Raw genomic sequence first — 22,893 nt, 5'->3', positions numbered from 1 at the left:
TTGTTCAAGTCTCCGTAATTTTGGGAAAACCCTGGCGCACGCAGCACACGCCAAGCGGATCGTGTCTATATGATCATAAGTTCACTGCCAACTCTCCGCGCCAGCAATCGGCGTCAGTCAACGACCTCTGTGAGGCGTCAATGGGGATGAGAGCCGCTAAATAATCCAACGGGCATGGCGCAAACTGGCAGCTACCGCCAAAAAAGAGTTCCTAGATCCCGGTCACCTCCCGACATGGTGCGCCGCGGCTGACCGCGTCATGGTTCCAAAAGAGGCCGCGTCCAAATCGACGCGGCCTTTTGGTTGGTCTTGCGATCCCGGTGTCGCGAGAAAGCCTCGGCCAAGCTCCGACGCAGGCCTTCGACGCAGCGGCCACCGAACTGAGATAACCATAGCGCCTTCAGTTATTTCCCTGCTGCCTGGGCTGCATACATGTAGCTGTCATAGCTATACTCGGCGACCCGGAACCACTCGAAGCTCTCGTCACGGAACTTCTTCCAGCCAGGATAGATCTTTGCCCATGCCGGGTGTTTCTGCGCATATTCGGCATATAGTTCAAAGGATGCTTTGTAGGCTGCATCCATGACGTCGCGTGGCAGCGGACGCAGCTGCACACCCTTGCCCACAAGAGAGCGGATCGCGGCGGTATTCTTGACGTCATAGAGCGCCTGCATATTGACATTGGCCGCCTTGCACGCCGTGTCGAGCGCTGCCTTGTAGGCGTCCGGAAGGGCGGAATACTGACCTTGGTTGATGAAGAAGTGGATCGTCAAACCGCCTTCCCAGTACGCTGGATAATAATAATTCTTGGCAATTTGGTAGAAGCCGAGCTTTTCGTCGTCATAGGGGCCGATCCATTCGGCGGCGTCAATCGTGCCGCGCTCAAGAGCTGGATAGATGTCCCCACCTGGAAGCTGCTGCGGGACGACGCCAAGACGTGACATGACTTCGCCGGCGACACCGGCGATCCGCATCTTGATGCCCTTGAGGTCAGAGACGCTCTTGATCTCCTTGCGGAACCAACCGCCCATCTGAGCGCCCGTTGCGCCGCCGGGAATACCCACCACGCCGTAGTTCGACAGGAATTCATTATAGGCCTGGTTGCCGCCGCCATGGTAAAGCCAGGCGTTCTGCTGTCGGCCGTTCAGTCCGAAGGGAATGGTCGAGCCGATCGCAAACGTCGGGTCCTTCCCCGTGAAATAATAGCCGCAGGTGTGGGCGAGTTCGACGGTGTTTTCCTTGACGGCATCGATCGCCTGGGCACCGGGCACGATTTCGCCTGCCTGGAATACCTGGATCTGGAACTTGCCATTGGTGATCTTCGAAAGCGCCTCGGACATGACGACCGCGCCGCCATAGATGGTGTCGAGGTTGTTTGGGAAACCCGACGTCAAGCGCCAACGGATCGACGGCATTTCCTGTGCGACGGCAGGCGCTGCAAGCGTCGCGCCGGCTGCCGTGGCAGCTCCGGCGATCGCACCCTTGGTCAAAAAGCCACGGCGGCTTACGTCATTTGGCATGTCAGTCCTCCTCGGTTGTTGTTTCTCTGGCCAGGCCTAAGGCCAGGGGCATAGACGCCGACGTTCGTCGGGTGTCGTCAGGGATTGGTTCCGCTCGCGGGTGGAGCGCCAAAGCTGGGTGTCGGTGAACCGAAGCTTGGCGGTGCAGGCTCGGCACCCGGTGCCGGAACTCCAAAGGTTGGCGGCGGCGAATCAAAGCTTGGCGGGGCTGAACCGCCACTAGATGGTTCCGGTGCCCCGAATGGTTGGGTCGGCGTTCCAAATGGGCTAAGTCCGCCCTCTCCAGGCATCGGCACGTTGATCTGAATGGTATTCGGATCGACCGCCACCGCTCCGGATTTGTAGTGCGTCACCAGGCCCGGGAACACGATCACGACAATGACCATCACCAGCTGGATTGCGAGATAAGGCAGCGCTCCCATGTAGATCTGGCCGGACGTTACGGGCTGGATCGTCGCGCCCGTGAGCCGGTCTTTGTAAGCGCGGCTGGGCGCAACCGAACGAAGGTAGAAGAGGGAAAACCCGAATGGCGGATGCATGAACGAGGTCTGCATATTGATCGCCAGCATGACCCCGAACCAGATCAGATCGATTCCGAGGCTGTCGGCCACTGGCGCCAGCAAGGGTATGATGATGAAGGCAAGCTCGAAGTAGTCGAGGAAAAACGCCAGGAAGAAGACCAGAAGATTGGCGACAATCAGAAAGCCGATCTCACCACCTGGCACCGATGTCATCAAGTGCTCGACCCAGATGTGGCCGTTAACACCATAGAAGGTCAGCGAGAACACGCGAGCCCCGAGCAGGATGAAGATCACAAACGACGATAGCTTCACCGTCGCATAAAGTGCCGATTTGACCATCGCCAGATTGAGACGGCGATTGATAGCCGCAAGTGCAAGGGCGCCCACTGCTCCCATGGCGCCGCCCTCGGTTGGCGTCGCGAGACCGATGAAGATCGTGCCAAGCACCAGGAAGATCAGGACAAGCGGCGGAACCAGCGAGATGATCACCTTCCGCAGCAGCTTCCAGCCACGCAGCGAGCGCGCTTCGATCGGCAAAGCCGGGACACTCAGCGGCCGAATGAACGACATCAGGATGATATAGCCGGCATAGGCTGCCACCAATAGCAGGCCCGGAACAAGTGCACCTTTGTACATATCGCCGACTGATCGACCAAGCTGATCCGCGAGGATGATCAGCACGAGGCTTGGCGGAATGATCTGGGCCAGCGTTCCGGAAGCCGCGATGGTACCGGCCGCGACTCGCCGGTCGTAGCCGTAGCGCATCATGATCGGCAGTGAGATCAGGCCCATGGAAATGACCGAGGCGGCAACGACCCCTGTCGTTGCCGCCAGGATCGCGCCAACGAAGATGACGGCAAAAGCGAGCCCACCCCTGACGGGTCCGAAAAGCTGGCCGATGGTATCCAGCAACTCCTCGGCCATGCCGCTTCGCTCCAGGATCAGACCCATGAAGGTGAAGAACGGGATCGCCAGCAGTGTCTCGTTCGACATCTGGCCGAAAATGCGGTCGGGAATGGCGCCGAACAGATTGACGGGCAGAAGCCCCATCTCAATGCCGATGAAGCCGAAAACGAAACCGACAAAGGCCAGTGCGAAGGCGACCGGATAGCCTATCAACAGCACGACGATCAGTGAAAGAAACATGATCGGCGCGAGGTTTTCCGCGAAAAATGCAAACATTCGGATGCCTCGGCCTTAGAGGGTATGTGCTTCAGCGTCAGCCAGCGCGATTGCGTCCGGTATGTCGCCGCGAAGAATTGCGATCCGCTTGATGAGTTCGGAAAGCCCCTGCAGAGCCAGCAGGCCGAATCCGAGCGGGATCATCGCCCACACAGGCCAGAGGAGCAGCCCTCCGGTATTGTTGGAAATCTCGCCGCTGATGAACTTTGACGTCACCCTTGGCCATGACAGGTAGATTGTGATGAGGCAGAACGGGAACAGGAAGAACAGCGTGCCGAGGATCTCGATCCACAATTGTGATTTGCGCGACAGACGCCCGTAGACGAGGTCGACTTTAACATGTTCGTTGTTGAGAAGCGTGTAGCCGGCCGCAATCAGGAACCCCGCAGAGAACAGGTACCACTGAGCCTCAAGCCATGCGTTGGAGCTGAGATTGAACAGTTTTCGCGTGGTGGCGTTCGCCGCACTGATCACGATGGCGAGCAGTATGAGCCACGAAACCGCCTTACCGATGATCGTGTTCGCCGCGTCTATGAGACGCGACAGCGACAGCAAGTTGGACATGAAATTTCCTCCCAAGCCCGATTTCGCGGGAACTGGGAGGCAGTGCTACGTCGCCGGCGAGGAGCGAACAAGAGCGTGGTGAGGTGAAATGAACGAGGCTACCCAGAAGTGGGTAGAGCCGAGGAAACGTCAGGCGACGACACGCCATTCTCCATCACATACCGGATCAGCCCGGCCGTCGTAGCGATCCCGAGCTTTTTCTTTATGTTCTTGCGGTGGGTTTCAACAGTTGCGGCTGAAATGGCCAGCACATCCGCAATATCACGATTGCTGCTTCCGGCGGCGATCTTGATGAGCACGTCCCGTTCCCGCGCTGTCAGACCGTCGGAACCCTCGGTGCCCTTGCGTGAAAGAAGCGCTTCGGAAACCCCTGACGAGAAATATCTGCCACCGGAAGCAACGGCTTCGATCGCGGCGACAATCTCCTCCGTCGGAACATCCTTCAGGATATATCCGGCGGCCCCCCTCAAGACCGAGGCCGAGATATACTCACGGTTTTCATGCATGGAGAGCATCAGGATCCGGGTCTCGGGAACCGCCGCCTTGAATAGGTCGATGGCCTCGACGCCGTTCAATTGCGGCATGTTGATATCCATCAGGACGACGTGCGGCAAGGTCCGCCGTGCCGCGTCTAAGCCTGTGCTGGCCTGAATGGCCGTTCCCACGACTTCTATGTGCCCGTAGGTTTCGAGCAGCGCCTTTAGCCCCTCGAGTACGAGCGGGTGATTGTCCACGAGAAGGACCTTAATTCGATCCGGGACCGTCAAGCCGCCACCTGCTTATCTTCCGGTCGATTGGCGGATTTCGGAAGCATAGCGGTCAAAGTTGTCCCATCCGCCGAGGATTTGACCAGTAACATACCTCCAAAATGGGACATGCGTTCCTGCATATTCCTCAAGCCCAAGCCGCCACTCTTGGGCCAAGCGCCAGCGGAGCTCCCGTCGAAACCGCCGCCATCGTCGGAAATGGTCATCCGAACGCGTTGGCGTTCCCGCCAAAGCCGAACGTTCACCCGACTGGCCCCCGCATGTCTTTCTATATTGGTCAAAGCTTCCTGCGCTATTCTGTAAAGCGCAGTACTTGCTTCGGCCTTCAAAACGTCGGGCCCGTCCGCCTGCACGTCGATTTCGATACCGGTTCTCTCGCCGAAATTTTGCGCCAGTGATTTCAGCGCCGGCGTCAGTCCCAGATCGTCCAGCACCCTTGGCCGCAATTCATGCGAAAGACGTCTTACCTCCTTGATCGCCTGGGTCAGAGCCTCGGCTCCACGATCAATCGCGGCAGACGCATCGTCTGCGTTACCTTTCGCTTTTCGGCTGGCGAGGTCGATTGCGTATCGAACGCCGACAAGGCTCTGTGAAATGCCGTCATGCAGCTCTCGTGCAAGCCTTGTCCGCTCTTCCTCCTGGGCATCGATGACCCGCTGGGTCAGGGCGGTGAGCTTGTGATCGGCGAGGCGGCGCTCATGAAGGGTGATCCATAGGCAGGTCGCAAAGACCAGGAGAACGGCCGGTACCGCAATCAGAGCGACAATCGTGAATGTCCCCCGGATGTTCCTCCGCGTATCGGCATTCGCGGCAGCGGTCTGCGCGTAAACATCATCAAGATATACGCCCGTGCCGACCATCCACTTCCACTTCTCGAGACCGACAGCGAAAGAGAGTTTATCCGCTATCTCGCCGCTTGATGGTTTTTCCCACTTGTACTGATGCAATCCACCGCCTTCCTTTGCCTTGGCAATGAGATTGGCGATCACCTTGTCTCCGTCAGGATCGGTGAGATCGAGCCAATTGTGCCCTGGACGGAAGGTCTGGCGCGGATGGACAACATTGTTGCCGTCATAATCGTAGACGAAGAAATAACCGTCGGTCCCGTAGTCCAACGCGGTCAGGATCGATCTGACCCTCTCCTTGGCAGCCTCGTCCTGTTGTCCGGCATCGGCATAAATGTCCTGAATTGCAGAAATTGCCAGGTTCGTAAGGTTAAGAAGCTCGGTTTCTTTCGCCTTCAGCATGTTGCGCTCGAACGTCTCGATACTGCTCTGGGCGAGCCTTGTGGACTGCCAGGTGATAAACGCCGTGACGGTCAGGATCGCGACGATGAGTGGCACGATTGCCAGGGCCACGATTTGATGACGCAGGTGCAAGGCGTTTCCCCCGACGAGCCATAGATGGGCGAATACAGGCCGCCGGGCGATCAGAGATTGTTCGAGCCGTCGACGCTTGCTCGCAGCATTATCAGGATCATCGGCTGACACCAATGCAAAAGAGCAACATCCGCCTCGCATCCTCTCCAGGACGAGCAGACCATCAGCTTGCGAGACTCCAGTAACTGCCGGCCACGCAGGCGAAATCCTCAATGCCGCCATCGATCCAGCAATCAGCCTTGCCCTGCCCCTTAGATCACAGTGACTGCAACTGGCGATTACGGCCGCTTCATCTTCAGCCTTAAGGCCCTATTGACTGACAACGCCTTGTTCGTAGGTTCGGTCCGCTCGTGTACACGTGGTGAGATACTTGTGGCGAGCAAAGCGGCCGGGGACGTGTGGATGCTCCGGCCGCCGCCAAACGTCAGACCCGAGGCGAGACTGGCACTTGAGATCTAGCCCCAGGTTGATCGAACCTGACCGCATCACTTTTGGTTGACAACCACTGGGCACATTCATCATGTTCACCGAAACAGGTAAAAGGGGACATCGATGAACATCAGCGAACGTTTCATGTCGATCGGCGCCATCGTGGGGGTGCTCGCTCTCGGTGCCAGCTTGGCAGGCGCGCAGGCGCCGGCCTTTTTTAGAATTGGTACGGGCGGGACTGCTGGAACCTACTATCCGATCGGGGGATTGATCGCCAACGCAATTTCAGGCGCCGGCGACAAGGGTGTTGCCGGCCTCGTTTCCACAGCTGTTGCGTCCAATGGGTCCGTGGCCAACATCAACGCGATCCAGGGCGGATCGATGGAATCGGGGTTCACCCAGTCGGACGTCGCTTATTGGGCGCACAGCGGCACGGGCCTCTATGAAGGAAAGGGCAAAGTCGAAGACCTTCGCCTGATTGCCACGCTGTATCCGGAAACCATCCATCTTGTTGCGCGCAAGGATGCGGGCATCAAATCGGTTGCAGACCTTAAGGGTAAGCGCGTTTCCATTGATGAACCAGGCTCGGGGACGATCGTCGACGCCCGTATCGTGCTCGGTGCCTACGGATTGAAGGAAAGCGATATCAAGGCCGAGCACCTCAAGCCTGGCCCGGCCGGCGACCGCCTGCGTGACGGGGGACTGGATGCGTATTTCTTTGTTGGTGGTTATCCGACCGGGGCTATCTCCGAACTGGCCACGTCCAGTGGCATCTCGCTTGTACCGATCAGTGGTCCGGAAGTTGACAAGCTGATCAAGGACTACACCTTTTTTTCGAAGGATACTGTCCCGGCTAACACCTACAAGGGTGTTGCTGAAACACCGACGATCTCGGTTGCGGCACAGTGGGTTACCAGCGCCAAGCAGTCGGACGAGTTGGTCTACAAGATCACCAAGGTCATGTGGAACGGAGCGACGCGCGCTGCGCTCGATGCTGGACATGCGAAGGGCAAGATGATCACTCTTCAAAATGCAACGACCAGCCTTGGCATTCCCCTCCATCCGGGCGCAGAGAAATTCTACAAGGAAGCCGGCGTCCTGAAGTAAACAGGCACCTAACATGTAATTGGTGATGCGGCGGCAGGCTGAGGCAGGCCGCCGCATCGACCGTTATAGCAGTATTATCGCTAAGGATTTCCGACATGAGCGACGGCACAGCCGGCAAGACCTCTCCGATGGAGCTTGACGAAGCAAAGGCGCGCGAGCTCGAAGAGCAGTTCGATGCGGAAATCCGGTTTCGGCCGCTGGCGCCACTTGTTGCGCGGCTGGTCGGGGCCCTGCTGATCGCGTTGTCCCTCTTTCATTATTACACCGCCGGCTTCGGCCTTCTGTCTGAGGTGCTGCATCGCGGCATCCACCTGTCTTTCGTCCTTGGACTGATATTCCTGGTATTTCCCTTCTCAAGGCGCGGTTACGGCGAGCCGGCACCTTCGACTGTGCTGCGGCCACTCGGCATCTCGCTCTTCGATTGGGCACTGGCAATCGGTGCGGTCGTCGCCGTCATGCACGTGCCATTCATTCCGCTCGATGACCTCGCCTTCCGTGTCGGAAATCCGACGCCGACGGATGTTGTGCTGGGTGGTGTGCTGGTTCTGGTCCTTCTCGAAGCAACGCGCCGCTCGGTGGGCTGGCCTTTGCCGATCATCGCCGTCCTGTTCATGGTCTACTCTCTGTACGGGCCGTCCATGCCGGGAATTCTGGTCCATCCCGGCGCGACCTTCTCGCAGTTGATCAATCACCTCTATCTGACCAGCCAGGGCATCTACGGCATCGCGCTTGGCGTCGTTGCCACCTACGTCTTCCATTTCGTGCTGTTCGGGGTGTTTGCGACACGTATCGGGCTCGGCCAGCTCTTTCTCGATTGCGCGGCATGGGTTGCTGGCCGCTACGCCGGTGGTCCGGCCAAGATATCGATTTTCGGATCGGCACTGTTTGGCATGATATCCGGCTCGTCCGTCGCCAACACGGTGACTGTCGGCTCGCTGACGATCCCGGCAATGATCCGGCTCGGCTACAAGCGCACATTTGCAGCGGCCGTCGAATCCGCATCTTCCACCGGTGGCCAGATTACCCCGCCGATCATGGGCGCCGCGGCATTCCTGATGATCGAGTTCCTTGATCTCCCCTACACGACGATCATCCTGGCGGCGATCGTTCCGGCCTTCATGCATTTCTTCGGCGTTCTGGTTCAGGTTCACTTCGAGGCGAAGCGGGAGGGCCTTCGAGGCATGACCGATGACGAAATGCCGGATCTGAAGGAAGCCTTAAAGCGCGACTGGCCGACCATCATCCCGCTTGTCGTGCTGATTGGCATCCTGCTTTCCGGCTACACACCCTACCTCGCTGCATTCTGGGGCATCACGCTTTGCATCGCCGTTGGTCTCATCAATCCGCGCCGGCGCATGTCGGTGACGGAAGTCTTCGAGGGCCTGCGGGACGGTGCAAAATATGCGCTCGCCGTCGGCGCGGCGGCGGCAACGGTTGGCATCATCGTGGGGGTCGTGACGCTGACCGGCGTCGGCTTCAAGATTTCCTACATCGTCACGACGACGGCGGCGGAAATGGCAAGCTGGGTCGGTACGATGGTTCCGGCCGCCTGGTTCGGGCCGCAGACACTGACATTGTTATTCACCCTCATCATGACCGGTGTCGTCTGCATTCTGATGGGCTGCGGCATTCCGACGACTGCCAATTACATCATCATGGCAACGATTGCCGCCCCGACACTTGGCTTGCTCGGCGTTGAGCCGATCGTCGCGCATTTCTTCGTCTTCTATTACGGGGTGCTGGCCGACATCACACCTCCCGTAGCGCTCGCGGCCTATGCCGCGGCCGGCATGGCGGGCGCCGATCCCTTCAAGACAGGCAACACCGCATTTCGCCTCGGTTTGGGAAAAGTGCTCGTACCGTTCGTGTTCGTGTTCTCGCCTTCCCTTCTGCTTGTGACCGCCAACTTCTCCTGGAGCAACTTCACGATCGCCTTCGTCGGGTGCGTCTTGGGGATTACATGCCTCGGTTCCGCCCTTTCCGGCTTCTTGCTTGTCAGAACCGTCTGGTGGGAACGAACACTCCTGATTTTAGCCGCGATCCTGTTGGTCGTTCCTGAACTTGTGTCGTCGCTGGTGGGGCTGCTTTTGGTCGTCCCTGTCTTGGGTCGGCAGCTCACTGCGGTCCGCCGGGTGCACGCTTAAGAGGCGGCCAGCACCCCAACCGAGACCGCTGAGGAGTGGTCAACACGTAGCGGCGTCTGACATCAGGGCAGCGAAAGAATACCCATGCCAATTCCTTCCATTGCGTTGCACCTGCTTCAAACCTAGGTAGGAGCGATGAAGACAATCATCAGCCACAATGTCGCGAGGCCACAATGGGTTGGCTGATCGGCGGCGCGATAGTTTTGATAATCTTTTTGTTTTCGCGCAGAGCTAGCGCCGTTGTGGTCGCTTTGCTCGCCGTTGCCTGGGTCGGGTTTTGGCTCGCCACGGATCGGAAAAGCGAGCAAGAGCCGTCGAACCAGTCTGTCTCCATCTTGGCGAACTCCGATCCCCAGTTGTGCCCAAATCCAGATATGCCGGTCTCGGTCCGGATTACCAACCATGCGGACAGAGCCCTTGAGACTGTCTCGTTCAGCCTGGTTGCCAAGCAACGCAATGCGATCGTTTACAGGGCGTCCCATACGAGTGGTGAAGCCATCGCGCCGGGAGATACCTTCTCGACGTGTTACGGACTAAACCCGCTTTCCTTTGCGATCCGCACTGTCCGCTATGACCCGCGGGAATTGGATTGGACGGGCGAAACTTCCCTCACCCGGTTTGCAAGCCCGTAAGCCGCCAGCACCTAAGTTTTATCCCCCTTTTCCGGCGGCGGCCTGCTGGTGGACGCGCACCAAGGTGGTGTCGGGCGTCAAGACCAAAAAGCGATCACGAACTTGTGTTCGCGGCAAAGCGTAACGTCGGGCTCTCCCCATCGAATGGGTGGTTACGCAGCCGATCACCGGCCTGCGGACTTCAAAGAGGAGATCATCCATGAACCGTTCCACGCTCACCCTCGCCCTCGCCGGCTCGCTCGCATCGGCAATCGCATCCGTTTCCTTCGCCGCACCGCTGGCGCCGGAAAAGATGGTCGGCAACGAGAAATGCTATGGCATCGCACTGAAGGGTCAGAACGATTGCGCCGCCGGCCCCGGCACCACCTGCGCAGGCACCTCGACGGCCGACTATCAGGGCAATGCCTGGAAGGCCGTCCCCGCCGGCACCTGCACCTCGATGAATGTCAACGGCCACAAAGGCATGCTGCAGCCCATGAAGGGTTGATCCCCGGCGGAGGCCCGGTTTGGCCGGGCCTCCGCCTTATCCGTCGATACAGGGAGAACAGCAATGACCGTTTCCGCAAACCGCTCCACCGCCTTGCCGCCACGCGCCGGCCTCGGCCTCAAGCCGGAGCATTACGAAACCATTCTCGCCATCAAGCCGGATGTCGGCTTTTTCGAGGTCCATGCCGAAAACTACATGGGTGCTGGCGGGCCACCGCACCGCTATCTCGAGGCAGTCGCCGACCTCTATCCGCTGTCCCTCCATGGCGTCGGCCTGTCGATTGGTGCAGCGCGCGACCTCGACAGAGAACATCTGAAGCGGCTTCGTGACCTCATCGATCGTTACCGGCCGCAGAGCTTTTCGGAACATCTGGCCTGGTCGACCCACGAGACCGGCTTCCTCAACGACCTTCTGCCGCTGCCCTATACGGCCGAAACGCTGGCGCGGGTCGTCGACCATGTCGATGAGACGCAGCAATGGCTCGGCCGGCAAATGTTGCTCGAAAATCCGTCGACCTATCTATTGTTCTCCGAGAGCACGATCGAGGAAGTGGATTTCCTGACGGAGATCGCCGACCGCACCGGCTGCGGGCTGCTCCTCGACGTCAACAATGTCATGGTTTCGGCCGTAAACCACCGTCTCGATCCAGTCGCCTATATCGACCGTTTCCCGATCGAACTGGTTGGTGAAATCCACCTGGCCGGCTATAACGAAACCGTCGACAGCGTGGGTGACCGGCTGCTGATCGACGCCCATGGCAGCACCGTCAGAACCGATGTGGTGGAGCTTTACCGACACACTCTGTCCCGGAGCGGTCCCCTGCCGACATTGATCGAGTGGGACAACGACGTCCCGGATTTTGCCTCCCTTCGGGCAGAGGCGGTTCGCGCCGATGCCATGTTGAACGCTGCGGCCGTAAAACGCCGTGCCAACCGGGCGGCATGACCATGGGTTTCATCGAAAGCCAGGATGCCTTCGCCGTCGCCCTGCTGCATCCGGATCAGCCGCTTCCGCAAGGCATCACCACCGCCCGCGGTACAGCCGATCCATCGCGTTTCGCCGTCTACCGCAACAATGTCTATGTCGGGCTGACGACGGCACTCGGCCAGCGCTTCCCGGTGACGAAGCGGCTCGTCGGCTCCGAATTCTTTGCCGGTATGGCCCGCGCCTACGCCGCAGATCACAAGCCGGCCTCGCCACTGATCATGCACTATGGCGATGACTTCCCCGATTTCATCGCGGCATTTCCGCCCGCGGCTTCTCTCCCTTATCTTCCCGATGTCGCCCGCATCGAGGTTGCCTGGACCCGGGCCTATCATGCGGCGGACAGATTGCCGCTCGGCGTCGCCGCACTTGCCAGCGTGGCGCCAGAACGAATTTCCGACATGGCGCTCGTTCCGCATCCCTCGGCCCGGCTCGTGCAGTCGGGCTTTCCGGCCGGCACCATCTGGAGCGCCCACCAGGGCGAGACCGTGGCAACGGTAGCCGACTGGCAGGCCGAGACCGTGCTGATCGTGCGGCCGGCAATGCACGTCGAGATACATGTCCTACCTCCGCGGGACGCGGCGTTCGCGGCCTGCCTCCTTGAGGGGGCGACCCTCGGCGAGGCAGCGCAGGCGGCATTCGCCGCCGCGCCCGATTTCGATTTCGGATCGGCTTTGATCGGTCTGATCGGCCTTGGCGTATTCAGCGCCTTTGAACCTATTGAAGGAGAACTTCCATGACCATCGAACGTGCTTCCTCCCGCGGTCTCGGCGTGGCACTTGTCTCGCTTCATCATCGTGCCGAACACCTGCTCGCATCAATTCCGCAGTCACTGCCGCTGCTGGCGCTGCGCATCGGCCTGGCCATCCCGTTCTTCAAATCGGGGCTGACGAAGTGGGACGGATTCCTGACCCTCTCGACCGGGGCCAGATTTCTGTTCGAACAGGAATTCAAGCTGCATATATTCGGCAGCCAATTCTCCTACCCTATGCCGTTGACCATGGCGGCGGCGGCCGGGATTGCCGAACTTGCCCTGCCCGTCCTGCTGGTTCTCGGCCTTTTCACCCGCTATGCGGCTCTTGGCCTGCTGGCGATGACGGCAGTGATCCAGCTCACTATCCCGGACGGCTGGGCCAACTTCCATCTTCCATGGGCCGCCATGGCGCTGACCCTTGTCGTGTACGGCGGCGGCAGGATCGCACTTGATCCCTTGGTCAAACTTCGCAGCGAATGACGAAGCTCGGCCCATCTCGAACCGGTTGAATACTCTCAATCCGCCTAACCTGGAGACGTCCCAAGGGGCCGCGTCAATCGGCTAAGCTGTTCGACAGCTCCACTCTCGCAACTATGCATTCCGCCCAAAAAAATTCTTGATATTTGTAGGTCAAATGTCCTAAAAGGCTCTAGGTCAATCGTCCTAAGGAAATGAATGCGCTTTTAGCAAAGCGCATTCAGAGGAGCGGAATTTTGGTCGCCACGACTACGCGAGAGCAGATTGTTGAAGCAGCCGACAAGCTCTTCTACGAGCGAGGTTTCGAGACGACGTCCTTCGCGGACATCGCGGCGGTCGTGGGGCTTTCGCGTGGGAACTTCTACTATCACTTCAAGACCAAGGACGAGATTCTCGAAGCCGTGATCGCCCATCGCCTTTCAAAGACAAGGGCGATGCTCGATGCGTGGGAGGTTGAGGGGAAAACGCCGACCGACCGCATCCGCAGCTTCATCAACATCCTCATCATGAACCAGGCGAAGATCATGGCCCATGGCTGCCCGGTCGGAACGCTATGCAATGAACTCGCCAAGCTCGATCATGTTGCCAAGAACAGGGCGGCCGAGCTGTTCACTTTGTTCCGCGACTGGCTGTCGCGCCAGTTCAGAGACATCGGCCATGACACCGGCGCCGATGAGTTCGCCATGCACATTCTCATGCGCAGCCAGGGTGTGGCCGCGCTCGCGACCGCGTTTCGCGATGAGGCGTTCGTGCACCGTGAGGTTGAAGACATGTGCCAATGGCTGGCAGCGCAGCAACCCACGTCATCACCCAAGTAGAACCCGTTTCCGTCCAGAATTTCCGAGGGGTCGCCTATGTTCGTCGTTACACTCAAATTCTCTGCCAACAAGGCCAAAGCGCCTGCCTTGATGGAAGGGCACAATGCCTGGCTCAAGCGAGGCTTCGACGACGGCATTTTCCTCCTGAGCGGAAGCATTCAGCCAAGCGCCGGCGGCGCGGTTCTCGCCCACAATACCTCCCGCGCCGATCTGGAAACACGCGTTCGGCAAGACCCCTTTGTTGTGGAAGATGTCGTCACCGCCGACATCCTCGAAATCGCACCCGGCCGCACGGATGACCGCCTGGCTTTTCTCAAAGTTTGAGGTATGAGCGCGACGATCCCGGACCCGGACGGGCAGCCGCGCTGCCGTTGGTGTGCTGACTGCGACCAAGCGGACTTAAACCTCACCCGTATATTCGCCTCTCGCCGGGTAGTCGTTCTTGATCACGAAGTCCAAAGCCTGCACCATCTCGGCGAAAATCGGCCGCGCAAACGGCATGGATTGCACCGAGAGCCAATAGACGGTCTGGTCCGGTCTGATCAAGAATACGCCCGGCTCTGAAAAAAGCTCCGGCTCCTCGATGCCGATCGACGTTTTTCCGCGCGAGGCGGAGATATAGAGACCCCATTGCCGGGCCGTGCTCAAGGGCAGGCCATAACCGATACGCAGATGTTCTGCACCGATCTTGTCTGCCATTTGCCGGGCGCGGTCCTCCCCATCGGAGCTCATGGCAATTGTGCGCACGCCACGCTCCTGGAAGGCCGGCGTCAGCCGTTCCAATTCCTTGAGATAGTTTCCGCAGACAGGACAGTGAAGGCCTCGATAGAAGCAGACGAGCGTCATGAGCGATGGGTTTTCGCGCGTGAGATCGAATTCTCCGTGCTGAAGAGTCTTGACGGTCAAATTGGGGGCCAGTGTTCTCGGGACCAACATCGATCAACTCCTTTAGGTGAAACTTCTGACGCCATGTTGACGTCACAGCGTGTGCATCCCATGATCACGATCATTATTGGTCCAGAAATCATGATCCAAAGTCTGAAAATTCTTCCGAAAGTCGATCGCCTAACGGCCTTCTTTGATGCGTTCGAGCTGGAAGCCTCGCTGGAACCGCCACCGATCAGCGATGGCCGTGCCCGGCTGTTTGTAATTGGAGAACCGGGTGGCCCTGCCGAACGGATCGCCCTCCACCCACGGGGCGACATGTCTCCCGAGCCATCGGCTTTGATAACCGCGGCGGTCGATTTCGAGGGGACGCATAACCCACTGATGAACGCTTTGCCGGACCGGGTCGTCGTCGACGTCAATGACATTCCTACCCTTCGCGACACCACCGCCGCCTTCATGGCGGAAGCGCTGGAATCGCGCTGCGGACGAAGCGCCGCCCTTAACCGGCTTTGCGAAGTCATCGTCCTGCTTATCCTGAGGTCAGCGATCGACCGCGGGGCGACTGGACCGGGTTTGCTGGCGGGTCTGTCCCATCCAGCGTTACACCGGGCGTTAGTGGCAATGCATGATGCGCCAGCGCGAGCCTGGAACAGCGATGACCTTGCTTCGGCTGCGGGGATGTCGCGAAGCCATTTCATGGCCCTGTTTCGCGACGTGGTCGGCACGACGCCGCAGGCTTACCTGACCGGATGGCGTCTGATTCTTGCTCGACGGAAGCTCGATAAAGGAGCGAAAGTGAAGGCAGTGGCGCGTCAGGTCGGATTTGGCAGTGCGGCCGCATTCTCTCGCGCTTTCTTTCGAAAATTTGGCGACTGGCCATCAGTCCGATCCTAGGTGCGGGATCAAGCGCCCGCCTGTTCCTATGGTCTTCGCGCATCGACTGGTGTCGGACGGCAAAGGCGCCAGGCGGGGACGGAAACTCTCCTAGCCGCGAAGGGTAAACGCAGCGCGAAATGCCTCGAGGGCAATTTCCGGATCGCCCTTTGCAAAAGCCTCCATGCCGACAGGCCCACGATAACCCATCTCGTGGAGCGCGCGCGCTATCATCGGGTAATTGACCTCGCCGGTACCTGGCTCGCACCGACCGGGCACATCGGCCACCTGCACCTCGCCGATCCATGGGAGGCAGGCACGGCAGGTTTCGATCAGGTTCCCCTCGCCGATCTGCACGTGATAGAGGTCGAGGTTGAGGCGTAAACGCGGATGGTTGACCGACGCGACCAGAGCCAAGGTATCCTCGGCACGTCCGAACGGCGTGCCGGGATGATCAACCGGCAGATTGAGGTTTTCCAGCGTGAAGACAACATCTTCCTCCTCCGCCATGTCTGCGATGCGGCAAAGCGTGTCCCTTGCCTTCAGCCACATCCGTCCTGTCACCACATCGCTGGGGCGGGCCGGCAGCCCGCCCTCGCCAAGCCCGGTTCCATGCAGGTTGAGACGCGCGACGCCGAGCCGCTTGCCGACCATGGCCGTCTGGCGCGCGGAACGCAAAAGCTCGTCGGCGCCCTCGTCGTCGGCAAGCCGGCCGGTAAGGTAGCCGTTCATGATCGAGAACGTGGCCCCCGATCTCTCCAGCCCGGCGAGATCGTGGTCCGGCCAGTTCCATAGGCCGACTTGAAAGCCCAGGTCGGCCAACCGCGCGCAGCGCCACTCGATCGGCTTGTCGCGCCAGAGCATTTCCGCGCAGGCGGCGAGCGTGAAGGGTTGATCCATGTTTACTCTCTCGATTGTTATGGGGCGCAAGAAGGTGCGTCTTCAATCAGGCCTGGCGCTGCCGCAGGCTATGTCGGCAAGCGTGCCGGATGCCGATGACATCGGGCACGCCCTCACGGTTTCTGCCCTTCAATGCGGATGACAGCACCATTCGAGGTAGCCATGGCGTGAATGACCTTCTCGATGTCGAGCCCTTGGACGAAATCGGGACCTGCGTTCGGACCGCCAGCGATCGCCACCAGCAGGTCGCGCGCCTCGACCACCTTCTGCTCGTTGAAGCCGAAATTGTGCCCCGGCGCCGGGCAGAAGGCGGTAAAGTCCGGTTGCCCGGGTCCGGTCAGATGACGCACGAAGCCGGCCTCGCCGGCGCGATGCACCCACAATTCGTTCATGTTCTCCTGATCGAACACGATCGTGCCGTCGCTGCCATGCACCTCCCATTGCAGCCGGCACTTGCGGCCCCGCGCCACCCTGGAGGTGGCGAACGAACCCTGCGCGCCCGAGGCGAAGCGCAGGAGCGCCAGAGCACTGTCCTCGTTCTCGACCCGTTTCGGCCCATCCGGAGAGGGACGCGTGGGGATAGTGACCTGGGTCTGGGCGACCACATCGGTGACCGACCCCATCAACGCCAGCATATGGCTCACGAGGTGGCAGCCAAGGTCGCCGAGTGCGCCCAGTCCGCCACCCTCGTGAGTCATCCGCCACGACCACGGGAGGAGCGGGTCGGCCGAATAGTCTTCGTCATAGACGCCGCGGAAGGCGACCGGCCGCCCGATCGCGCCGTCGCGGATCAGGCCGCGCGCCGCCTGGAAGGCCGGGCTCCTAAGATAGTTGTAGCCGAGGATGGTCACCTGGCCCGGATGTGCGGCCGCCGTCGCCGCCATCGCCTCGGCGTCTACGAGCGTCAGCGCCATTGGCTTTTCCAGCCACACGTGCTTGCCGGCCCTGAGCGCTGCCTCGGCCATCGGGCGGTGCATGCCGTTCGGGGCCGTGATCGAGACGATGTCAACCTTGGGATCGGCTATCGCTTCCTCCCAGCGCGCGGTGGCGCGGGCGAAGCCGAACTGGCGGGCGAAGGCCTCGGCACTCTCCGGCGTGGCATCCGACAGGATTTCGAGCCGGTGATGCGCGCCGCCGAATACCGCGGCGACGCTGCGCCAGGCCATGGCGTGGCACTTGCCCATGAAGCCCGTGCCGATGAGGGCAACCCCGAGCGGACGTTGAGGCAATGAAGACGATTTATCCATTCGGGGTTACCTCAGATCGTTCCGCCGAGCGAGCCTTCAAGCTCGGCCATTTCCTGACCACCGGCCATTAGGTCCTGCAACTGGGCGGCAGTGATTTCGCCGCGCGTAGCGGTGCCGAGCGTCTGCCCGCGGTTGAGCACGGTGAAGCGGTCGCCCACGGCAAGCGCATGGCGGACGTTGTGGGAGATGAACACGACGCCTATTCCCTGAGCACGCACGCGCTTGATGGTCGCAAGCACATTGGCGGTCTGTCGCACCCCAAGCGCCGAGGTCGGCTCGTCGAGGATCAGCACCTTGGCTCCGAAATAGACGGCGCGCGCAATCGCCACCGTCTGCCGCTCGCCACCCGAAAGCGTGCCGACCGCCTGATCGGGGCCACGCAGATTGATGCCCATCTTGCGCATTTCCGCCATGGTGATCTCGTTGGCGGTGTCGATATCGAAGCGCTTGAACAGGCCCCGTCCCTTGGTCGGCTCGCGTCCCATGAAGAAGTTGCGGGTCACGGACATCAGCGGGATCATTGCCAGATCCTGGAATACCGTGGCGATGCCGGCCTCCATGGCGTCGCGCGGGCTATCGAAGGAAAGCGGCCTTCCCTCGAACGTGATGGAGCCCTCGGTCGGCTTGTGCACGCCCGACATGGTCTTGATGAAGGTCGACTTGCCGGCACCGTTGTCGCCGAGCAGGCAATGGCATTCCCCGGCGAGCAGGTCGAAGGTCACGCCATTGAGCGCGATGACGTTGCCATAGTGCTTTTTGATGTTTTCCATATGGATGATAGGGGCGGACATCTCAGCGTTCTCCGGTCACACGTCGGCGGATGACGTTGTTGAAGATCACCGCGAGCAGCAGCATCGCGCCGAGGAAGACCTGGAACCAGTCCTGGTCGAAGCGGGTATAGGTCAGCCCGATGGTGACCATGCCGAAGATGATCGCACCGAAGAAGGCACCGATCGCGGAACCGTAACCGCCGGTCAGGAGGCAGCCGCCGATGACCGCGGCGATGATCGCCTCGAACTCCTTCATGAAGCCGCGGCGGGCATCCGTGGAACCGGCATCGATCACAGTGATGATGGCAACAAGCGCGGCGGCCATGGCCGTCAGCATGAACAGCGAGATCTTGACCCGACGTACGGGCACACCGGAATTCTGCGCCGCCAAGGCGTCACCGCCCGTGGCGAAGATCCAGTTGCCGGCCGGCGTGCGCAGCAGGACATAGGTTGCAACCAGCGCAAAGGCGATGAACCAGATAATCTCGACCGGGATGCCCGGCACCTTTGGCACGCCGGATTTGAAGCTGTCGACAAGACCCGCCTTTGCCAGCCATGTCAGAATAAATCCGAAGGCGTCGCCCGAAAAGATCGGCGCCAGGAAATCCCCCTCGACCGCTTCGCGGATGCCGCGCAGCTGAGTGGAACCGCCGGTGAACATTTTCAGGCCGACCAGTGATGCGCCCCGCAGCACGAACAGACCTGCGAGCGTGACGATGAATGAAGGCAGCCCGGTGCGCAGCACGATCAGCCCGTTGGTCACGCCAAGTGCCGCGGCGAGCCCCATCGTCAATGGTATTGCGATGATGAGCGGCATGCCGACATTGACGACGAAGACGCCAAAGACCATGCCCGCAAAGGCCACCATCGAGCCGATCGACAAATCGAATTCGCCGCCGATCATCAGCATGGCCGCGGCGATGCCGAGAATGCCAAGCTGTGCGGCCGGCGTCATGAAGTTCATGATCCCGGATAGCGTGAACATGGTGCGGTCTGCGGTCAGGAAAAAGAACACGGTGACGAGAACGACCCCTCCGATCGCCCCCAGTTCCGGCCGCTTCATGAGTTTCGTTGCGAAGGACTCGGTTTTGACCCGTTCGTCCGCTCGCGCCAGCGTTTCTGTCGACATTGACCTGTCTCCTGATCGGTGGCCGAGCCGCGACGTGGAACGCTGCGGCCCGGCAATCAACTGCGGTTAACGGATGCCCTTGGCCGAAAGATCGATGACCTTGGCGGCAGCCTCCTTGGTCACGAGGTTCGGCCCGGACGGAACGTCGCCACCTGGAACAAGGCCATACTGCGCGTTGAGCGCGAGGAAGGCGACTGGCAGATAACCCTGCAGGAACTGCTGCTGGTCGATCGCGAATGCCGCCTTGCCGTCCGCGATGAACTTGAGAAAACCGGCCGACAGGTCGAAGGTGGAGATCAACACGCCGTTGCGTCCGACCGCCTGCGCCGCCTTGACGCTGGGCTCGCCAACGAGCGAGGCGTTGAGTGCCAGGATTACATTCAAGTCCGGATCGGATTCCAGCGCTGCGCGCACCTTGGCTTCGACCTCTGCCGGATCGTTGGTGGTCGGGAGCACCTTGACTGCCTTGCCGAAGCCTTCCTTGAAGCCGGCGCAACGCAGGTCGAGCGAAACGTTGCCGACTTCCTGGTTGACGCAAATGGCCTTTTTGCCGCCCAACTCGGCAAGCTTCTGGCCGGCGACCTTTCCGGCGTCGAATTCCGATTGACCGACATGCAGCAACGCACCGAGCTTATGCGCGACGTCCGAACCGGAATTCATGGAAATGACCGGAATGCCGGCGGCAACTGCGCGCTTGATCGCCGGACCCAGCGCGTCGCCGTCAGGGATCGAGACGACGAGACCGTCGGGGTCCTGGTTGACGGCGGCGTCGATCATCTGGCCCATCTGGACCATGTCGAAGGTTTCCGGCGAGCGGAACTGGACTTTAACGCCTGTGTCCTTAGCCGCCTTTTCAACGCCGTTTTTTACCACCGACCAGAACGGATCGTTCGCCTGGCCGTGAGCCACGACGATGATGTCGGTCGCAAGGGCCGGACCGGCCATCGCGACTACCGCGGCGATGGCGACGGATGCTAATAATTTCTTCATGCTAACCTCCCGTTTAAGTTCCCCTTGGACGTCACTCCCGTACGTCCATTCCTCCGGCCAGGCAGGCCGGAACCGAAAGCCGGCGGCGACACCTCCCGTGCGCCGTGGCAATGCGTGCACGATGGCCGCGGCCACCGCACTGATGTTTTAAGGCGCCAGATCGACCGATTGGCCCGACCGTGCCGATTCGGTCGCAGCCTCGGCCATCGCCAGCGCCGCAACGCCGTCCGCCAGCGTGACCGGGATGGAGGCACCGTCGAGAATGGCGTGCAGGAAGGCATCCCATTCCGCAGCATAGGCGCGCATGTAGCGCTCAAGGAAAAAGAACTCCGGCTTGGCGCTTGTCACGCCGGCCTTCGTCGCCTTGGACACCGTGTTTTCGAGCACGTTTGCCGCCGACAGCAGGCCCTCAGCGCCCAGCAACTCGACACGCTGGTCATAACCGTAGACGGCGCGGCGGCTGTTCTTGATGACCGCGATGCGCCCGTCGGCATAAGTCAGCGTCACGACGGCGGTATCGACGTCGCCGGCCGCGCCGATTTCGGCATCGACGATCGACGTGCCAGTCGCGTGAAGGGTCTTCGGCGCATCTCCCATCAGGAAATTCGCCATGTCGAAGTCGTGGATCATCATGTCGCGAAATAGTCCGCCCGACACCTTGATATAGCTGACCGGCGGCGGAGCCGGGTCGAACGAGGTAATCGAAAGCAATTCCGGCTTGCCGATTTCGCCGGCGTCCAATGCCGCCTTGATCCTTGCGAAATTCGGATCGAAGCGACGATTGAAGCCGATCATGACCGGAACGCCGGTGGCCGAAGCCACCGCCAAGCATGCCTTGGCCCGCTGCAGCGAAAGATCCACCGGCTTTTCGCAAAGCACGGCTTTGCCGGCCTTCGCAGCCTCCTCGATCAAGTCGGAATGGGTATCGGTCGAGGTCGCGATCAGCACGGCGTCGATCGAAGCGTCCTTGAGGATCGCCTCGGAACTCAGTGCCTTCGCACCGTAGGAGCTGGCTAGAGACTGCGCAGCCTCTTGGTTGACGTCCGACACGGCGACCAGTTCGCTCCTGCCATGACCGGCAATATTAATGGCGTGCACACGGCCAATGCGGCCGGCACCGAGCAGTCCAATTCTCAGCACTGATATCCTCCTGAAAGCGGCCTCCCGCCGCCTTGGAATGGACTATCTCTACATTTGCTCGCGCGAGCAAGAAAAATCTGCTCCCGCGAGCAAAAAAGATCGGATAAACGAAAAAGGCGCTATCAATGGAGGCTAAACCAATACAAAACAGAGACGGGAGATCGGAATGCCAAACGAAAAGAGACCCCCTTTTGCCGAAAACGTCACGGCGGACGATGTCGCAATCGCCGCAGGCGTGTCGCGCTGGACGGTCAATCGCGCCTTCCGCAAGGATGCATCCATCTCGCCGAAAAGCCTCCAGAAAGTGATGGTTGCGGCAGAACGCCTCGGCTATCTGCCTGATCTGCGTGCCGCAAGCCTTGCCTCGGACCGATCCAACCTGGTAGCGCTGCTGATCGACGACTTCGCCAATCCGCACAAACTGGTCATGATGGAGCGCCTCACCCGTATCCTGCGGCGCGAGGGCTGGGATATCCTGCTGGTAAATACGCTGAACAGAGACGATGCAGGCCATGCGCTCTTGAATGCAAGCCAGCGGCGCGTCGACGCGGTAATCCTGATCGGCATCCAGTTTGACGACGACGTACTGGAAACCGCGCTCCAGGCTCGCCGCTTCCGCAAGCTGATCGTCTTCGCCCGCAGTTCGGAGAATCCGAACACTATCTCGATCGCGGTCGATGATGTCGGAGCAATGACCGAACTGGCGCGTTACGTGCATCGACGCGGATATCGACGTCCTCTATTCCTTGCAGGGCCGCAAAGCTATTCGGCACATCTGCTCCGGAAAGAAACATTTCTCGAATACTGGGGGAAACATTTCTCGTTCCGACCCGAGTCGGTGACGGTTCCTGCCTACGATCCCGCGCTGGCCGGAACTATCGTGATGGAAACGTTAAGCCATCGAGGGCCATCAGACTTGCCGGATGTGATCGTTTGCGAGAATGACGCCCTCGCCATGGGGGCAAGTGACGTTATTCGGCACAAGCTGGGACTGGAAATTCCCAAGGATATTGCCATCACAGGCTTTGACGACGTGCCCCAGGCGGACAATCCAAACTACCGCCTCACCACCTATCGGCAGCCCCTTACGGAAATGGTTGAATACCTCGTCAAGGTTTTGGCGGATCCGGAAGAGCGGGATCTCAATCGTCTTTTCACGGGAAGATTGATACCGCGACACAGCGCTTAGGG

24 protein-coding genes are annotated in these 22,893 nt (G+C 60.1%); 11 read left to right on the top strand and 13 right to left on the bottom strand.

Translation table 11 applies throughout. The features are described from left to right. Positions 1–404: 404 nt before the first annotated feature. The 5 genes from C5J26_RS15880 to C5J26_RS15860 all read right to left on the bottom strand — a co-directional run bounded on the left by C5J26_RS15880 (position 405) and on the right by C5J26_RS15860 (position 5,933). Positions 405–1,520, bottom strand: a complete 1,116-nt coding sequence (locus tag C5J26_RS15880; protein WP_105402631.1) for a TRAP transporter substrate-binding protein — start codon at positions 1,518–1,520, stop codon at positions 405–407. A 77-nt stretch (positions 1,521–1,597) separates the two neighbouring features. Continuing rightward, complete coding sequence (locus tag C5J26_RS15875; RefSeq protein WP_105402630.1) at positions 1,598–3,223, bottom strand: TRAP transporter large permease subunit; 1,626 nt, start codon at positions 3,221–3,223, stop codon at positions 1,598–1,600. A 15-nt stretch (positions 3,224–3,238) separates the two neighbouring features. Continuing rightward, complete coding sequence (locus C5J26_RS15870) at positions 3,239–3,787, bottom strand: TRAP transporter small permease subunit (protein WP_105402629.1); 549 nt, start codon at positions 3,785–3,787, stop codon at positions 3,239–3,241. 98 nt (positions 3,788–3,885) lie between these two features. Beyond that, a complete protein-coding gene (locus C5J26_RS15865) occupies positions 3,886–4,554 on the bottom strand; it encodes a response regulator transcription factor (RefSeq protein WP_105402628.1) in 669 nt (222 codons plus the stop codon). After that, complete coding sequence (locus C5J26_RS15860) at positions 4,551–5,933, bottom strand: cache domain-containing protein (protein WP_105402627.1); 1,383 nt, start codon at positions 5,931–5,933, stop codon at positions 4,551–4,553. Before C5J26_RS15860 ends, C5J26_RS15865 begins: the two co-directional genes overlap by 4 nt. Positions 5,934–6,485: 552 nt before the next feature. Here C5J26_RS15860 and C5J26_RS15855 point away from each other — a divergent pair. The 3 genes from C5J26_RS15855 (at position 6,486) to C5J26_RS15845 (ending at position 10,245) form a co-directional block, all read left to right on the top strand. Next, entirely contained in the window at positions 6,486–7,469 is a 984-nt protein-coding gene (locus C5J26_RS15855; protein ID WP_105402626.1) for a TAXI family TRAP transporter solute-binding subunit, read from the top strand. A gap of 95 nt (positions 7,470–7,564) precedes the next feature. Beyond that, complete coding sequence (locus C5J26_RS15850) at positions 7,565–9,613, top strand: TRAP transporter permease (protein ID WP_105402625.1); 2,049 nt, start codon at positions 7,565–7,567, stop codon at positions 9,611–9,613. 173 nt (positions 9,614–9,786) lie between these two features. Continuing rightward, entirely contained in the window at positions 9,787–10,245 is a 459-nt protein-coding gene (locus C5J26_RS15845) for a hypothetical protein (protein WP_105402624.1), read from the top strand. An 18-nt stretch (positions 10,246–10,263) separates the two neighbouring features. On the opposite strand, the gene C5J26_RS32735 is transcribed toward C5J26_RS15845, so the two are convergent. After that, positions 10,264–10,446 carry a hypothetical protein gene (locus C5J26_RS32735; protein WP_172723919.1) on the bottom strand — a complete coding sequence of 61 codons (183 nt, stop codon included), beginning with the start codon at positions 10,444–10,446 and terminating at the stop codon, positions 10,264–10,266. Between C5J26_RS32735 and C5J26_RS15840 the strand changes: the two genes are divergently transcribed. The 6 genes from C5J26_RS15840 (at position 10,445) to C5J26_RS15815 (ending at position 14,089) form a co-directional block, all read left to right on the top strand. After that, positions 10,445–10,732, top strand: a complete 288-nt coding sequence (locus C5J26_RS15840; protein WP_046665609.1) for a DUF2282 domain-containing protein — start codon at positions 10,445–10,447, stop codon at positions 10,730–10,732. The genes C5J26_RS32735 and C5J26_RS15840 overlap by 2 nt on opposite strands. A 63-nt stretch (positions 10,733–10,795) precedes the next feature. Beyond that, entirely contained in the window at positions 10,796–11,677 is an 882-nt protein-coding gene (locus C5J26_RS15835) for a DUF692 domain-containing protein (protein ID WP_105402623.1), read from the top strand. Then, complete coding sequence (locus C5J26_RS15830; RefSeq protein ID WP_105402622.1) at positions 11,674–12,456, top strand: DUF2063 domain-containing protein; 783 nt, start codon at positions 11,674–11,676, stop codon at positions 12,454–12,456. The genes C5J26_RS15835 and C5J26_RS15830 overlap by 4 nt, the downstream gene beginning before the upstream one ends. Beyond that, the gene (locus C5J26_RS15825) at positions 12,453–12,950 is read left to right on the top strand and encodes a DoxX family protein (protein WP_105402621.1); all 498 of its coding nucleotides are present in this window, start codon (positions 12,453–12,455) and stop codon (positions 12,948–12,950) included. Before C5J26_RS15830 ends, C5J26_RS15825 begins: the two co-directional genes overlap by 4 nt. A 233-nt stretch (positions 12,951–13,183) precedes the next feature. Beyond that, positions 13,184–13,765, top strand: a complete 582-nt coding sequence (locus C5J26_RS15820; protein ID WP_105402620.1) for a TetR/AcrR family transcriptional regulator — start codon at positions 13,184–13,186, stop codon at positions 13,763–13,765. Between the two features lie 36 nt (positions 13,766–13,801). Beyond that, a complete protein-coding gene (locus C5J26_RS15815; protein ID WP_105402619.1) occupies positions 13,802–14,089 on the top strand; it encodes a YciI family protein in 288 nt (95 codons plus the stop codon). A 75-nt stretch (positions 14,090–14,164) separates the two neighbouring features. Here the strand turns inward: C5J26_RS15815 and C5J26_RS15810 are convergent, their stop codons facing one another. Further along, on the bottom strand, positions 14,165–14,701 hold the full coding sequence (locus tag C5J26_RS15810) for a peroxiredoxin-like family protein (protein WP_105402618.1): 537 nt from the start codon (positions 14,699–14,701) through the stop codon (positions 14,165–14,167). Between the two features lie 60 nt (positions 14,702–14,761). Between C5J26_RS15810 and C5J26_RS15805 the strand changes: the two genes are divergently transcribed. Continuing rightward, entirely contained in the window at positions 14,762–15,547 is a 786-nt protein-coding gene (locus tag C5J26_RS15805; protein WP_245441184.1) for an AraC family transcriptional regulator, read from the top strand. 90 nt (positions 15,548–15,637) lie between these two features. Here C5J26_RS15805 and C5J26_RS15800 read toward each other — a convergent pair whose 3' ends face one another. The 6 genes from C5J26_RS15800 to iolG all read right to left on the bottom strand — a co-directional run bounded on the left by C5J26_RS15800 (position 15,638) and on the right by iolG (position 21,702). After that, a complete protein-coding gene (locus tag C5J26_RS15800; RefSeq protein WP_105402616.1) occupies positions 15,638–16,426 on the bottom strand; it encodes a TIM barrel protein in 789 nt (262 codons plus the stop codon). 113 nt (positions 16,427–16,539) lie between these two features. Next, complete coding sequence (locus tag C5J26_RS15795; RefSeq protein ID WP_105402615.1) at positions 16,540–17,673, bottom strand: Gfo/Idh/MocA family protein; 1,134 nt, start codon at positions 17,671–17,673, stop codon at positions 16,540–16,542. Between the two features lie 11 nt (positions 17,674–17,684). After that, positions 17,685–18,464 carry an ATP-binding cassette domain-containing protein gene (locus tag C5J26_RS15790; protein ID WP_046635831.1) on the bottom strand — a complete coding sequence of 260 codons (780 nt, stop codon included), beginning with the start codon at positions 18,462–18,464 and terminating at the stop codon, positions 17,685–17,687. A gap of 1 nt (position 18,465) precedes the next feature. Then, positions 18,466–19,572, bottom strand: coding sequence for an ABC transporter permease (locus tag C5J26_RS15785; protein WP_105402614.1), 1,107 nt, complete (start codon positions 19,570–19,572; stop codon positions 18,466–18,468). Positions 19,573–19,638: 66 nt separating this feature from the next. Next, on the bottom strand, positions 19,639–20,562 hold the full coding sequence (locus C5J26_RS15780) for a sugar ABC transporter substrate-binding protein (protein WP_105402613.1): 924 nt from the start codon (positions 20,560–20,562) through the stop codon (positions 19,639–19,641). A gap of 147 nt (positions 20,563–20,709) precedes the next feature. Further along, positions 20,710–21,702: an inositol 2-dehydrogenase gene (iolG, locus tag C5J26_RS15775; protein ID WP_105402612.1), complete on the bottom strand. Its 993-nt coding sequence runs from the start codon at positions 21,700–21,702 to the stop codon at positions 20,710–20,712. Positions 21,703–21,868: 166 nt separating this feature from the next. Here iolG and C5J26_RS15770 point away from each other — a divergent pair, with 166 nt between their 5' ends. Continuing rightward, entirely contained in the window at positions 21,869–22,891 is a 1,023-nt protein-coding gene (locus C5J26_RS15770) for a LacI family DNA-binding transcriptional regulator (protein ID WP_105402611.1), read from the top strand. Positions 22,892–22,893 lie beyond the last annotated feature (2 nt).

Source organism: Neorhizobium sp. T7_12 (assembly GCF_002968535.1).
Classification (GTDB): domain Bacteria; phylum Pseudomonadota; class Alphaproteobacteria; order Rhizobiales; family Rhizobiaceae; genus Neorhizobium; species Neorhizobium tomejilense.
This window is presented reverse-complemented; position numbering and strand designations above follow the sequence as displayed.